7 protein-coding genes and 2 pseudogenes are annotated in these 15,622 nt (G+C 37.3%); 8 read left to right on the top strand and 1 reads right to left on the bottom strand.

Features of this window, described 5'->3' with window-relative positions:
• The first annotated feature begins 9 nt into the window (after nucleotides 1-9).
• The 3 genes and pseudogenes from RL70_RS06020 to RL70_RS18380 all read left to right on the top strand — a co-directional run.
• Complete coding sequence (locus RL70_RS06020) at nucleotides 10-3,744, top strand: RHS repeat-associated core domain-containing protein (RefSeq protein ID WP_039042507.1); 3,735 nt, start codon at nucleotides 10-12, stop codon at nucleotides 3,742-3,744.
• 12 nt (nucleotides 3,745-3,756) lie between these two features.
• Nucleotides 3,757-4,230 (top strand): hypothetical protein, encoded by a 474-nt coding sequence (locus tag RL70_RS17235; protein ID WP_052245809.1) that lies wholly within the window; start codon nucleotides 3,757-3,759, stop codon nucleotides 4,228-4,230.
• Between the two features lie 33 nt (nucleotides 4,231-4,263).
• Nucleotides 4,264-4,354: pseudogene (locus RL70_RS18380) on the top strand (IS6 family transposase); the annotation flags it as partial.
• 522 nt (nucleotides 4,355-4,876) lie between these two features.
• Here the strand turns inward: RL70_RS18380 and RL70_RS18375 are convergent.
• Nucleotides 4,877-5,098: an AbrB family transcriptional regulator gene (locus tag RL70_RS18375; RefSeq protein ID WP_369795197.1), complete on the bottom strand. Its 222-nt coding sequence runs from the start codon at nucleotides 5,096-5,098 to the stop codon at nucleotides 4,877-4,879.
• 397 nt (nucleotides 5,099-5,495) lie between these two features.
• Between RL70_RS18375 and RL70_RS06010 the strand changes: the two genes are divergently transcribed.
• From RL70_RS06010 to RL70_RS18365, 5 genes and pseudogenes are all read left to right on the top strand, one after another.
• Nucleotides 5,496-7,604 carry a hypothetical protein gene (locus RL70_RS06010; protein ID WP_156137922.1) on the top strand — a complete coding sequence of 703 codons (2,109 nt, stop codon included), beginning with the start codon at nucleotides 5,496-5,498 and terminating at the stop codon, nucleotides 7,602-7,604.
• A gap of 968 nt (nucleotides 7,605-8,572) precedes the next feature.
• On the top strand, nucleotides 8,573-9,121 hold the full coding sequence (locus RL70_RS06005) for a hypothetical protein (RefSeq protein WP_156137921.1): 549 nt from the start codon (nucleotides 8,573-8,575) through the stop codon (nucleotides 9,119-9,121).
• A 453-nt stretch (nucleotides 9,122-9,574) separates the two neighbouring features.
• The gene (locus tag RL70_RS18370) at nucleotides 9,575-9,697 is read left to right on the top strand and encodes a hypothetical protein (RefSeq protein ID WP_369795201.1); all 123 of its coding nucleotides are present in this window, start codon (nucleotides 9,575-9,577) and stop codon (nucleotides 9,695-9,697) included.
• A gap of 701 nt (nucleotides 9,698-10,398) precedes the next feature.
• Nucleotides 10,399-14,934 carry an endonuclease gene (locus RL70_RS06000; RefSeq protein WP_052245808.1) on the top strand — a complete coding sequence of 1,512 codons (4,536 nt, stop codon included), beginning with the start codon at nucleotides 10,399-10,401 and terminating at the stop codon, nucleotides 14,932-14,934.
• Between the two features lie 359 nt (nucleotides 14,935-15,293).
• A pseudogene (locus RL70_RS18365) lies at nucleotides 15,294-15,602 on the top strand (pectate lyase-like adhesive domain-containing protein); the annotation flags it as partial.
• Nucleotides 15,603-15,622 lie beyond the last annotated feature (20 nt).

The following is a 15,622-nucleotide window of genomic DNA, read 5'->3' as shown; positions in this document are numbered from 1 at the left end:
GATGTTGGCATGTACAAAGTTAAAAAAGAATGGGCTGAAGATGAAGCATCATGGACGTATGCAAAACGTATTCCTTCTACACCTTGGGCTTCTAGTGGAGGTGACTATGTTACAAGTAATAAATTATCTACTGTAACAGGGATTGGTGCTCCTAATACAATCGATAGTGATATGAAAAAGTGGGATATTCCAATTCATGTTGTGCAAGAATGGTTAACGTATCCTTCGCTTAATTATGGTGTACTTTTAAAAAGCGAGAATGAAACATTGGGGTATTATAAAAAGTTTGCAAGTAGTGAGCAAGTAATCGCCGCTAAATATAAACCAATGCTGACTGTAACATATAAAACGAATGCTAGATTAGGATTAGAGGATTATTGGGCCTATGATTCTCACCCATTAGTTGGCGGTACTAGTTATACAAATTTAACGACGAGTAATAACGTTATTCAATATGATGATTTTACTGTTCTAGGTCGAGCAGATTCTGGCTTAACTTTTAGAAGAACATATAATAGTAAAAGCTTGGAAAAATCAGCTTTAGGATATGGGTGGAGTTTTACTGGAAATGAAAAAATTTATTTAAACATCAAAAATACGGCTAACATTTTAAATTACCAAGATGAAGACGGTACAAATCACGAGTTTTCTTATAATGGATCTACAGCTACTTATTACGCACCAGCAGGCAGGTATGAGACAATAAAAAAATCTGGTTCTGATATTTATACAATGTATGATACTAGTGGAAATCAAACCATATTTAAAGTACTTGAGACCTCTAGTGATACTGATGTAAAAGTTGCTTATATACAGACACAGATTGATAGAAATAATAATAAAGTCCATTATGAATATAATAGCAAAAATCAGTTGCGATATATTAAAACTGATTTAGGAAAAGAACTTAACAAATTTATTGAACTGAAGTACGACAGCAAAGATCTTCTATACGAAGTTAATTACGATAATGATAAAGTAATAACTTTCACTTATACGGCAAATGACTATTTAGAATATGTAGATGTATTAAAAAATAGAATTGGTGAAACTACAAGGACTACTTTTAAATACAAAGATCAATTACTTGCAACAATAATTGATCCAAACACTAGAAAAACAGATTACACATATAAAAATGGAGATCTAGTTAGAGTCCAAGAACCTCAAACGGACAACGAAATCCATTCAGCTGATCGTCCAGGAACGAGCTATACATTAAATAGAGCTGAAAAAAAAGCAACTGTAACGGATGCTGAAGAAAACACATCTACTTACTATTCAAATGATAATTATGTCATAGAGCAATCGATTGACTCTTCAGGTGAAAAAGAAGAAGTTACATTAGATTCAAATTACAATGTATTATTTAGATATACGTATGATAAGAATAACAATAAAGTCGTCAAAGAATCGAATAAATATGATTCATTGGGGAACTTACTAGAAACTGTAGATGCTGAAGGTAACAAAAATAGTTACATCTATACAACATTCAATAATATAAGTAGAGAAACAGATTCCAATGGAAAGGTTACTAATTATAAGTATGATGCAAAAGGAAATGTAATAAAGTCTGAAATTGATGACAATAATGCTGCAAATCAAAAACTAACTACCATCTATGAATATGATGCTAATGGTGATTTGTCAAAAGTTGTGAATCCGGATAATACCGCAGAAAAATTTGAAAACTATTATGCTGATGGTGTAAAAACTGAACAGTTAATTGATGCTCATAACAATATCAGCACTTCAAAAAGAGATTTCAATGGAAATCTACTTGAATTTTCAGATGGGAATAGACAAAAAACAAAATTCACCTATAATTTAAGAGATGAATTAGAGTTAGTAACGGATGCTAATGAAAATGATACAAAGTATCAATATGATAAAAATGGTAACCTACAATCTGTTAGGAATGTGAAAAATCACACTACCGAATATGGTTATAATGGAAAAAATCTCTTAGAGTTTGAAATAAATGCTATAAATCAAAGAAGAGAATATAAGTATGATGGTAATGGCAACTTGGTTAATACTTTATTGCCGAATGGTTCTAGTATTGCAAATCAATATGATGAGTCACAAAGGTTGCAGGCTCAATTAATTAATGGTCAAGTGAAATGGCGATATGATTATAAAGATAATCACACAGATATATATGAAGGAGATGCCATATTAAAATCTATCGATTATTACGATAACGGTTTGGTACAATCAGTTAGAGAAGGAATTGATTATACCAACTATAAGTATCTTGGAGAAAATTATATTTCAGAGATACAATATAATGTTTCCGGAAGATGGAATACATTAAATTACATTCCAGACGATGTATATAGAACAAAAGAAATTAAAAAAAACGGAAGACCATTTATTAATTTTGGCTATACACCTGATGGTTTTTTAGAATCCACTAATTTTAATAACGATCCAATTGACAATAGTCATAATAGCTCCATAATTAGAGAATATAATAAGACTCTTTTAGATAAAGAAATCCTCAAATCTAATTATTCAACGGTTCTTGAAAACTTCACCTATCAATATGATGCAAATAATCAAATAAAGAGAGTTGTAACTAATTCTGGTGAAATTCTTTATGATTATGATCCATTGAATCAATTAATAAGTGAACAATTAGAAGATGGAACCCTTATATCATATGAATATGATTCCGTAGGTAATCGGGTAGCGAAGAAATTTGTTTCACTAGACGTAAACGAAATGACTGAATACAAATATAATGCTGCTAATCAATTAACAAAAGTAGGAAATCAAGATTATAAGTATGATTTAAATGGGAATTTAATATCAGATGGAAAGTACACATATACATTTGATGATTTAAACCAACTTAAAGAAATTAAAGAAGGTTCAACAATCATTGCAACGTATGGCTATGATGACCAAGGAAGACGGAATTATACGAATGATCGTAATGGAAAGACACATTATTATTACGAAGGAAAAAACGTTGTTTATGAGCGAGATGCTCAATTTAATATCCTGAAAGAATATACGTATGATGATAATGATGTTCCATTAACCATGACTTATCAGGGCAAAGATTATTATTATTTGACTAACTATAAAGGAGATGTTCTGGGTTTAGTTAATGATAATGGTAATGTAGTTGCTGAGTATCGCTATGATGCTTGGGGAAATATTCTAACTCAAAGTGGAGAAATGGCAGAAATAAATCCATATCGTTATGCAGGGTACCGATATGATAAGGATACTAAGTTATATTATTTGATGGCTAGATATTATAATCCTGATAACGGCGTGTTTTTGTCGCTTGATCCTGTGAGAGGGGATTTAAGTGATCCTATTACGTTGAATGGTTATAATTATGCTAATAATAATCCGGTAATGAATGTTGACCCTAACGGTGAATATTGGAAAAACGCATGGTGGAATTCAAGGTACTTCCTTTCTAGTGCAATTAATGCCGCAATTTTTCTTGCAGCTGGAGCTATAGGGAATAGTGTAAAAGGCATTTTAAAGAAACTATCAGAGAAGCAGTTGGCAGACAGTAAACGTACTACATTCTACATTAAATTAAAGAAATCTATGAGAGCTAAAGGAATTTCAAATGCTATCGCTAGTAAAGTAATTGGATATATAACCTATGGAGTAGGAGCGCTTTCTTTTTTTCTTAATCCTGGGACTTATATATTTAATCAATTAGATAAGAGAGACAGATTTCCTAGAAATGGGTATTTCAACTGGTATTAAGGAGAGAGTTAAATGTATTTATTCTTAAAAAAAGAAAACCACGTGGTTAAAAGTTTATCGACATTAATGTATAGGGACGTCTCAACAAACCAATGGGATCAAATAAATCTTACAAAAGAAAATTTAGATTACAGTATTGAAAGCCTTTCAATCATTGATGAATACATTGAAAAGGTAAAAGGAACCGAATTGATAAAAAAAAATTTGAATACTTTTTCAATACGAATAGGCGCATATGTAGGTGAAGTAATCAGAAGAAAACTTGGAAAAGATTATAATTGGTATGATTATCAAACTATAGAACACCTAATTCCAAATGCTCAAGATTTTTATGATTACATCAAATCGCAGCAAGTTTTATATTCAAAAAAAGATAAACAATTTATCATTCCAATGTATGAGGTGTATGATTGTTTTCAAGGCAATTCCCAATATACTAATATAAATAGTTACGTAGTAGAAAAGGTTAATAATCAATCAAAGTGATCTATAATATTGGAGTGAACCATCTTTATAAATGATGCTAAGGCTGCAAAGTGCTTCTTCAAGAAAGCTTTGCGGTCTTTTCATGTTTTTAAGACGTGTCATAACAGTGGATAAAAATCCGGCTTAACCTATAGCAGTTGAAGAATTGAGGAAAGAATATACAGCACAAATGACTTAACGGATAAAGCAATTTCAATTCAATGAATTTTGCTAGATTTACCTTTATCCAACCATCAATTTGCAAACGATTGTCGTAGTTTGTGAGGACTCAGAAGCTTTCCAAATAGTTGAATTCCGTATATTTTTTTGACAATATTTTGTGTTGTTTCAACACCTATAGGATTTGCAGTCCATACACGTATACAAGAACTCTTATACAATGAAGAGAACATTGATAAAAGACTTGCCACCTTAGAGAGTATGCTAACAATAGTAAAACAACAAGGATAGCTTAAGTCATTGTCATTTCATGACAAATAACTTCAAGCCAAGCCCCTAGAATTGATGTCACTGACCATTTTAATAAATTTGAACATGGAATATACCCCATAGCACTGTCTGCCAATCCAGACAATGATATGGGGTATAGTTTTGTTTATTATGGATACCATAAATGGATAGCTTCTAGAAAGGGGATAGGAGTAAATCAATGTTTCGCTTTAATGATTTCTAGAAACTCTCTTGAACCTATTGGGCTAAGAATATTTCCCACCGAATACACTTTATTTTCATCTAACATCTCTTCTGTCAACATGCAGGCACGAACGGATGAAAATTTAAGAATGATAATACCATTATTTTCCACAACTACTTCCTTAGGAGTACCGGTATCAATATCAAATGTTCGTCTTAACTCCTTAGGGATCACAATTTAACCTAATTCATCGACGTTAAGAGACATTCCTCGATGCTTCATTTCTCCTCCCCATTTTTCGGATTCATTTGCGAAAGTAGTAGGTTTTTCAAGCTATTCACATCATTTTTCTCTTCGCGTTCTTTATCCATTTTCTTTAATACCTCTCTTTGTTCATCCTGCGAAAGGTTGGTATAGAGCACTGTGGTTTCTATCGTACTATGCCCGAGCTGATCACGAAGACCCACATTAACGTGATTTTTAAGAAATCGAAAAACGCTCCAATCCCTTGATACTTAAGGGATTGGAGCGTTTTTTGTGGTTAGCATAACGAACGGAAAAGGCGATTAACGCTAAAACACTTGAAGTGAAATTCACAAAACCTGTAGATACTGCTAAAGCAGTGTTTGAAGTGAAACGTGGAACTGTTAAACCAACAGTAAAAGCACCTGTATTCTCTGAAGATAAAATGACTGCAACAATTGAAGCTAATACAGCTTTAGCTGCTGGAGACTATACAGTAACTGTTACTGGTTTATCAGATGATGCTATTTCAGGAAAAACAACAGTAGCTGCTGAAAAACTAACTAAGATTTCCTTCTTGAGCGAAGTAGCTGTTATTAGTGGCAATGATATTATTGGTAAAGTTTCTGCTGAAAACCAGTACGGGGAAGATATCACATCTAAATTGGCAACAGCATCAAACTCTAATATTACTGTTACTTCTTCTAAGGGAACGGGTACGCATACAATTGATAAAGATGGCAACCTAAAAGTGTTCGGTGGAGCTGCTGGCGTATTTAAAGTAGATGATAAAGTTGTCGTAACAATTGTTGATTCTGCTACAGGGATAACTGCAACTCAAACATTAAAAGTAGCTCAAGCTGCCGCTGTAGAGTCAATTGTTCTAGGCGAAATTAAGACAGATGATGTAGAACTAGCTAAAAAGCCACTTAATGTTGCTAACATGAGTGCAAATGCAACGAAATATTACGTTCCTGTTACGATTAAAGATCAATATGGTAATACACTCAAAGCTTCTGAATTAGCTGGTGTAACTGTTGTATCTTCTAATGGTAGCATTGTAAAAACTAATGGTTTCGCAGATACGAAGAGCGGAACTGTAATTAAGTTGCAAGCACCTACTGCAGTAGCAACAAGCGGTACAGCTGTGCTTACAGTAATCGCTGCTGGAACTGGTAAAACTGGAAACACTTCAATCGTAGTTAAAGATAACTCTAAATTAGATACTGTAACGCTTCAATCACCTTCGACAGTTCTTAAAAATGGTGTTGCTGCTGAACTTCCTGTATCAATTACAAACACATACGGTGAAGAAGTTGCACTCAAGGATGTAACTGTGGGTGGAACAAACACAGCATTAACATTGGATACTAATACTACAATTAATGTAATTGGTGGAACTGTGAAAGTTGAACAAGATTATCTGAATAAGAAAGCAGTTCTTAAATTAACTCCTTCACAAAAAAATGTTACTGTAACTGTTGTTACTGCTACTGGTAAATCTCAAGTTTTAAATTTCACTGCTGATGAGGCTCCAGTTGTTTCAGGTATTAAAGGTGTATCAGAAGACTTTGTTTCACTATTGGCAAATGATACATCATTGAGCACTGATTTAGATAGCGCTGTTGAATTCGTTGACCAGTATGGTGAAGCAATTGCAGCTCCAGCATTCGATGATGCAGATTCCAATGCTGCTCTAGACTTTACTATTAAAGCGAAAGATTCAAATAATGATGTAACTACTTACGCTAATGGTACAATTACAGCAAGCACAATTGCTGGGACTGAAGAGTATGAAGTCATCTTGAAAGATGCTGCTGGTAAAGTACTTGATACTAAAGATGTGACAGTATCTGTAGTTGATGCAGACAAACTAACTTCATTCGGTATTGATGATTTGAATAAGTTCTATACTGGCGCGACGTCAGCTTCCCATGACCAGGATGTAACTATTCACGGATTATATAACGGTAAGAGAGTAGAAGTTAATCAAAATATGATTAAAGATGTATCTGCAACAAATGGATTGAAGATTGCAGCTGATGGTGAATATACGGCACAACAAATTGTCACTGATTCTAAAGACGTTGCATCTACATTGACTGTATTGGTTGCTAATAAAGACAATACTTACACAGTTAAGAAAGAAGTACTTTACAACGATGCTGCACCTGTTTCACAATCACTTGTTACTAAATATGATTCTGTTGAAGTTAAAGGTGGAGTAGTTCAGGTCCCTTACGCTGAGTTAAACAAATCTGTAGTTCCTGGTGTGGGTACTGCAAGTAAACTTCAGTTCGTTGCAAAGGATCAATATGGTGTACAACGCGTCGGAACTGACTATAATGTAATTGTTACAAATAAAGAAACTACTGGTACATTTGCTGCAACTGGTGTTGGATCAGGCTTCGTTGCTGGCGATTCTGGTAAATCACTACAATTAAATGTACGTATTGACGGTTTGTTGCAAACTGTTAAAGTTATCGCTGGTTCTTAATAAAAATAAACGAAACGTTGCTATATAAACTAGATTGCTAGTGAAATTAGCGGAATATCCCCATGGTGATTACTTGAAAAAGTTATGTTACGTGGGGATTTTTTCTAACTGTTACCGTCTAATTATTTGGTGTAATTCCGAATCTTGCTAAACAGTCTTTATGCAAGTGCCTAATCCTCCTGGATCCAGTGACGCGCTGATGTTTTCGCAGAAGGGATTAAGTCAGGTGAAGTCGTACTCAAACGTTTTTGAGGCGGGGCTCTTTAAAAGATAACTATGATCAGGTAGACGAATCCATGTAGGCAGGGTGAGGTAGTGAATGTCGCGACATTGCTAGGACCTCGATATTCATCCTTTCTTCTGAAATGTAGATAGGAGATCAGTGCAATTGACTGTTAAACTGTTCTTTCTCTCTCCTGGATAGTGGAGATCTAAGGTTGTCAAAACAAGGGATGGACGTAACGGAACGTTTGAAGTCTTAGTAGGATAGGTAATTCAGTACCAGCGACCCTATTAAGATGGCAGCAGGTTCATAGTAGTGTTGATTGTCAGCCGTTTGGACTTGCATGGTAACATGTGAGGAGGATAAAACTGATAGGAGCGAAGGAACCTAGTCAGTGGTATTATTCGAAGCTTTTTTCCCTAAAAAAGTTGCTTAATTTAATAGTAGGACCAATTACTATTGCGGTAATTGGTCTCTCTATTTGCTATCGATATAGTTATATTGTAACGGTTATATAGTTCTAATAAATTTCAAGGGATTTACAGTGTTTGAATAATATTGTTGATGGCACGCCGTATGCGATGAAAGTCGCTTGTCCGGTGTAGGCTCGGATCGAAAGCTACCTTAAATTGAAAAGCTAGTATAAGACGAGAATAGCACATCACAACAATTGGCAGATGCTTTTAAATCAACACATAATGCCGCTCTTACAGTAGTAAACGATGGAACTAATCGTGGGAAAAAATTGCCAATCATCAAGGCCGCATTGGCTGAGTACGATGGACTAGCTCCTGGGGTTAAAACTCTTTTAGCTAATGAGAAGTCAGTACTTGATACATTGTTAGCAACTGGACAAAGTAATATCGTGATTGATACTAATTTACAAGGTAGTGAAACGAATGTAAGTGTAAGACTTGGATACCTTGGAAATGCAGGATATGATGTACTTTCATCTATCCAAAAGGTTGAAGTTGCAAAGCATTTAATTCAAAAAGGACCTAAAGCAACTGTTCCTCAAGCACCATTTGCCAATTACGCGGCAATTGAAGCTGCTTTAACGGCTTCGGTTACAGAGTATGCGACACTAGTAAATAACCTAAATACAGCTACTGATGTAACTGCGACAGAAACGGCAATTACAGCTATTACAACTGAAATGGGTTGGGCTGCGTATACTGGCTCAACATCACCTACGTTAAATCAGGTAGCTACAGCAGTATTTAATGAAAAAAATGGTAACAACGTTAATTATTATGAAACAATTGCTGATATGGTAGCTGTGTTACAACCTTAAAAATCATTATAAAAGTGCGTGGCCTGCGCATTACTAAATTCAGATGCTAATCATACAATTTGGTAGTTGAATGAAGGAGATAGTCCTCTAATCAAGTAATCGGTTAGAGGACTTTCCTTTTTTTGCTGTCATTTTAACTCGAATTTCAAATAGATTTAATAATTCAGAATACAAGAAGCGTCCTAATCCACTCAATTGGGTTAGGGCTTTTTCTAATTTAGGAGGAGAACTCATGAAAGAATACAATCATAACAAAAACCAGCCTAATTCATCAGGAATACAAGTCGCCCAGTTAATGTCGCATCCAGCGCAGAGAGTTGACATAGTTTCCTTGCGAATATTTTGAAAGAAAATATCCTGTTATACAAGAACCGTTCTATCAAGAGTCCGGAAGATGGATTGTACTTGTTCAAATAGTTTCTAGGTGAATTCGACAGAAAATCTTTGGTCGCCATGTGTTTAGATGTGAAGAATCAACCAACAAACATCAACGTGTGTGACATCCACAGCCTGAATTTTAGCATCGTCCATTCGAAAGAAGTTGTGAAAACCACTATTGTTTCTAACGCTTGTTAGATCTTTGTTGCTCATAACCCTCCTTAAGGCAATCCTTAAAAGTGCGTATCTTTGAAATACACGATTCAGACGATTTGGTGGGCGAATGAATGAGATCACAATCTATTGTAGAGCCTTTTTCATTTTAGGAGTAGATTAGAATGATCGGTTGTCGAAAAACAGTAACTTATGTATTTAGTTGTCGGAAAATTTAACTATTATTTTCATTGCACCTACATTATTATGAGGATAGGGGAAATAAGCATTTTGAATTTGTACTGCTGATGGCACGCCGTATGCGATGAAAGTCGCTTGTACGGTGTAGGCCCGAAACGAAAGCCGCTGTTGCGGTATAAGACGGGAATAGCGTTGACATTATTGTAAATGGTCCTGCGTTTTCAGGCACAAATCAAAGTCCGAAAGTTTATGCAGGGAATGTAACTGTTTCGGTAAACAACCTTAGTAAATTGGAACATGCCGAAGTTAAGGGCAACTTGATTTTAATTGGTACACCCTCGGTTAATATCACTTTCTCTAACATTAAAGTCAAAGGGAATTTAGATGTATCGGGTTTAGTCGGATCTTCATATAATTTCACTGGTATAGACGTAGATGGAGACACAATTCTTTAAATTAACAAAATGAAGGTGAAACTAGGACTCTAAAGCGGATGGGCTTTTAAGTCCGTATTTAGAGTCCATTCCAACTAGGAGTGTGAGGCAATGCACGGTCGAACGGGCAAGAAATGGTTCAATTCACTAATGGCAGCGACACTTGTTACAGGAGTAGTGGCTCCAGCCATTCCGGTTTATGCAGTTGAGACTACTGCGGTAAAAGCTACGGATTTACTGATTTCTGAATACATCGAAGGCTCTAGCTTTAACAAGTCGATTGAGTTGTATAACGGCACAGGAGCAACGCTTGATTTAAGCGGATATTCAGTTGAAATGTATGCCAATGGAGCTACAGCTCCAACACACAAACTAGAGCTGTCAGGAACACTTGAAAATGGAAAAACATATGTTGTTGTGCATAATCAAGCTGTTGCTGAGTTGAAAGCCAAAGCGGATTTGGAAAATGGTGCTGTCACAAATTACAACGGTGACGATGCCATCGTACTTAAAAAAGGGAATGCGGCGATCGACTCCATTGGACAAGTTGGGTCTTTGGACAAATGGGGCGTCGATGTGACACTTGTTCGAAATAAAGGCATATTGAAAGGTGATTCTATCATCGATGATGCCTTTGACCGAGCGAAAGAATGGACGGCTTACCCGAAAGACACGTTTACGAATCTTGGTGCCCATGATTTAGATGGATCCGGTTCGATCGATCCTGAAGAGCCGGAAGCACCTGCAGAAGTAATTAGTATTTCAGATGCTCGGGCATTGCAAGCAGGTCAGAATGCAACAGTTAAAGGAATTGTCGCTGCGAAACTGAAGAATACAATTTCCATTCAAGACGGAACCGGAGGCATCGCTGTACGCCCACCAGGTCTAGCAGTAGAAGTCGGCGATGAAGTAACAGTAACTGGTAAGATTGCCGATTTTCGTGGATTGTTACAATTAGACGGCGCAACGCTTGTAAAAAAGGAGTCAGGTACTGAACCGAAACCTAAAACAGTGAAGGGTAAAGACATTGGTGAAACAGTGGAATCCCAGCTTGTCACAGTGAACAATGTGACGCTTACAAATAAAGAAGCGGGCACCGGGTCGGCGAATTTCATTGCTACAGACGGGTCGGAATTTACAGTTCGTGATGAAAACGACAACCTAGGATTGCAAGCGGGCATGACTTATGACTCAATCACTGGGATTGTTCAGCAGTTTGACGATGTTTACCAAGTGATTCCACGAGGACCTGCAGATGTAATCGCCGATTCAACAGTCGTTCAGCCGGTTGCAGCAAATCCAGGAAGCGGAACATTTGTTAAGAGTGTAGACGTGACGTTGACCTCTGGAACCGTGGATGCAGAAATTTTATACACATTGGATGGTACAGATCCAATCGAGAAGGGTTCAACGTATGCCACACCGCTGAAGATTACGGATACCGTTCAGTTGAAAGCAGTTGCGAAAACGGAGGATGGCCGTTTGAGTGCAGTTCAAACGTTTGACTATACGATTACCGACGCGCTGCAAATTCATGACATCCAAGGCGAAGGACATGAGTCGCCTTTTGCAGGACAAGTCGTGGATGGCGTGCAGGGAATTGTCACCTATAAATATGAACTGCTGGGGTCGACCTATTATCACATCCAAACACCTGATAGTGAGCGCGATGGTGATTTGAATACGTCAGAAGCTGTTGTGCTGTACAGTGGTCGTGATGCATGGAACTTAAAGAAAGGTGATTTGGTTTCTGTCACTGGACAAGTGAGTGAGTATGCGATTGATGGATTCTCTGACCGTCAAGAGACGGACTTGAAAACGACGCAAATCAACGTTCGTGAAGACCGTGGCGGCGTTGTGAAAATTGTGGATCGAAATGTTGAACTTCCTGAACCGTTCATTATTGATGAATCCAACCTTCCAAAAGAACAAATTCTTAGCGAAGGTCTAAAGGAATTCAATCCGGCGAAATATGCAGGCGACTTCTGGGAGAGCCGGGAAGCAATGCTCGTTGAAGTGGGTAATGTGAAAGCTGTCGCACCTCAGCAAAACGGGGATTTGGCAACTGTGTTGGAAACTCGTAAGACAGAAACGAAAAACGGCGGCATCTTGTTGAAGAAAGACGCACCAAACGCGGATCTCGTACAATTCCGTATGGAACCAAACGGTCCAGCACGCGATTTTGAAGTGGCGACAGGTGATTTCTTCAAAGGGCCGACAGTTGGAGTCGTCGGTTATTCCTACCAAAACTATAAAATTTACGTTGGACTCGATGATATGAAATCGAAGTTTGTAAAAGGGAATGCAGCTCCTGAAACGACGACAATTGTGAAGGATAAAGAAAAGCTTACACTTGCTTCGTACAACTTGGAGAATTTCTCGAACAATACAAAATCGACTTCTGCCGATAAAGCGAAGAAGCTAGCACGTGCCTTTGCGGTCGATATGCAAAGTCCTGATATTGTTGGTGTTACTGAAGTTCAAGACAATAACGGTCCTGATGCGGGTGGACCTGAAGCCTATCAAAGTTATGAACGTCTAATTCAAGCGATTGTAGACGCTGGCGGAGTGAAGTATGAGTATGTCAATATCGATCCGGTGAATAACCAAGATGGTGGACAGCCGAATGCCAATATCCGTGTTGGATTCCTGTATAATCCTGAGCGCGTTTCAATGAAAACAGGAGCACCTCATGGGGATGCAGTAACAGCGGTTGGGTATGAAAATGGTGGTTTGACGGTGAATCCAGGACGAATTGATCCCAAGAATGAAGCGTTCAATAGTAGCCGAAAGCCACTTGCAGCAGAGTTCACGTTCCAAGGTGAAGATGTTATCGTCATCGCGAACCACTGGAATTCGAAAGGTGGAGATACGCCATTATTTGGATCTGTCCAGCCACCGGTGTACAACAGCGAAATCCAGCGCAAGAAAATTGCGCATATCGTATATGACTTTATTAAAGATGTAAAAACGAAAGATCCAGATGCGAATGTTGTATCACTTGGCGATTTCAACGACTTCCAATTCACGGATGCGCTGAAGATCCACGAAGGCGAATTGATGACGAATCTTGTGAATAAAGTTGAAGAATCGGATCGATATTCTTACGTCTATCAAGGAAATTCACAAGTGCTTGACCATGTGCTCGTATCGAACAATTTAGCAGATGCTGCTGAAATCGATATGTTGCATGTGAATGCGGATTATACCGATATGGCGGGCCGTGCGAGTGACCACGATCCGGTTATGGTGCAGCTATCCCTAGTGAAAAATAGTGAAGTTAAACCGCCGATCGTAGCTGAAAAGTCGTATAGCTTTACATCTTTCAAAACAAAGAAGCTTCTAATTAGTAAACCAAGTGTGGATGTAATGATTGATGGCAATTCAATCATTATTGAAGGCGTATTATTTACAGGGGAATATGCGAAACTCCATGGAGAAGGATTTAAAACTCTTAACGTTCATCTCAAACCAGTAAAGTCAGGAGCGATTATTGACTTTGCAGGAACCACGGTGAAAAAAGTAATTGTCGATGGTACCAACATCAAGGAAATCAGAGGAGCCGAAAATGTAGAGGAACTTGAATTCATTAACGGCGCCTCTGCTTCACAAATCAAAATCACTAATTCCAAAGGGGGACCCATCGAGGTCCCTTCTTTGCCTGATGACAACGAACCGCCAAATGTAATCAAGGAAATTTCTGATTACAATGTAAGTTTAGGTAAAACTATTGAAATTCCACTAAATGAGTATTTTAAGAACCAAGTAAATAAGCCACTTCGCTTTAATGCAACGAAGGGAAGTATTACCAATAATACTCTGGTATTAAATTTAGAAGAAGGCACGCACATAGTTGGAGTAACTGCATACCAGGGGGATCTAAGTGCAACTCTAAGTTTTACAGTAACTGTTGCAAAAGATGAAGAATCGAATTTGGGATATTATAGCGATGCTATTGGTAAAGAAGGTCAGGCATTAAAGACAGCATTACATGATATTATTTCTGATCAGCGAATATTATCGTATTCGAATGTTTGGGATGCACTTAAGAAAACAGACGAGGATCCTAACAATCCAAATAACGTGATTTTACTTTATTCAGGGGCATCCATTTCAAAATCGAGAAATGGTGGTAATGTAGGGGATTGGAATCGTGAACACGTTTGGGCTAAATCCCATGGTGATTTTGGTACTTCCAATGGTCCTGGAACAGACATTCATCACTTGCGTCCAACTGATGTACAAGTAAATAGTTCAAGAGGAAGCCTCGACTTTGATAATGGAGGGACTGCCGTAAAAGGGTGTAATGGATGTTTGAAAACGACCAATTCCTGGGAGCCGCCTGATCGTGTTAAAGGCGATGTAGCACGTATGATATTTTACATGGCAACACGTTATGAAAAAGGGGATAAAGTAGATTTAGAGCTGAATGAGAAATTAAACAACGGTAAAAATCCATATCACGGTAAGCTTTCTGTTCTACTACAATGGCATGAACAAGATCCGATAGATGAATTTGAACAAAACCGTAATAATATGATCTTTGAAATCCAAGGTAATCGAAACCCATTTATCGATCATCCTGAATGGGTTGAACTAATTTGGAAATCTTCCAATGTTTCATCACAGTATCAAAAAGCTTCATAAAGAAGTGAAAACAAAAAAATATTAGGAATAGAGGGTGCCTATTTTATAATAGGTACCCTTTAAATTTGTGATTTGAAGAGGTCACGTGCTTATTTAGCAATTCCTGAAAATAAATTTCGATGGCGCTAATGTATTTGTCGAATGATAAAGGAATGTGTTGGGAAATGGTGAAGGATTTAACTATTGTAATTGTTACGAATATACTATTATTAAGGTAGGGGAAATGAGCATTTTGAATTAGTACTATTGATGGCACGCCGTATGCGATGAAAGTCGCCTGTACGGTGTAGGCCCGAAACGAAAGCTGCATAGGACATGCAGTATAAGACGGGAATAGCTCTGGACTAGCAAATGTAGGAACGAAAGCTGAATTAGAAGCAGCACTAGCAAATAATAAGGTCACTAAAGTAACTTTAACAAATGATATCGCTGCGGAGTCAATTAATGTCAGTCGTATTTTACCATTTGATTTAAACGGTCATAGTTTTACAGGGGACATTAATTTTAATACCGGCCAAGCTGGTGTAATCTCCATTAATTCATCTGTTGCAGGTGGTAAGGTTGTTGGTAATCTTTCTGTAAAAACTGGGAATGCAGATTTCCTCATTGGGGGAAATGTTGGAGTTACAGGCAAAACAACTATAGTTGATGTTAAGACTAATACGTTTACCAACAGTGGGAAGCTGAA

The organism is Sporosarcina sp. ZBG7A (assembly GCF_000813425.1).
Classification (GTDB): domain Bacteria; phylum Bacillota; class Bacilli; order Bacillales_A; family Planococcaceae; genus Sporosarcina.
Note: the sequence above shows the minus strand (reverse complement) of the source record. Positions and strands in the feature narration are given on the sequence as shown.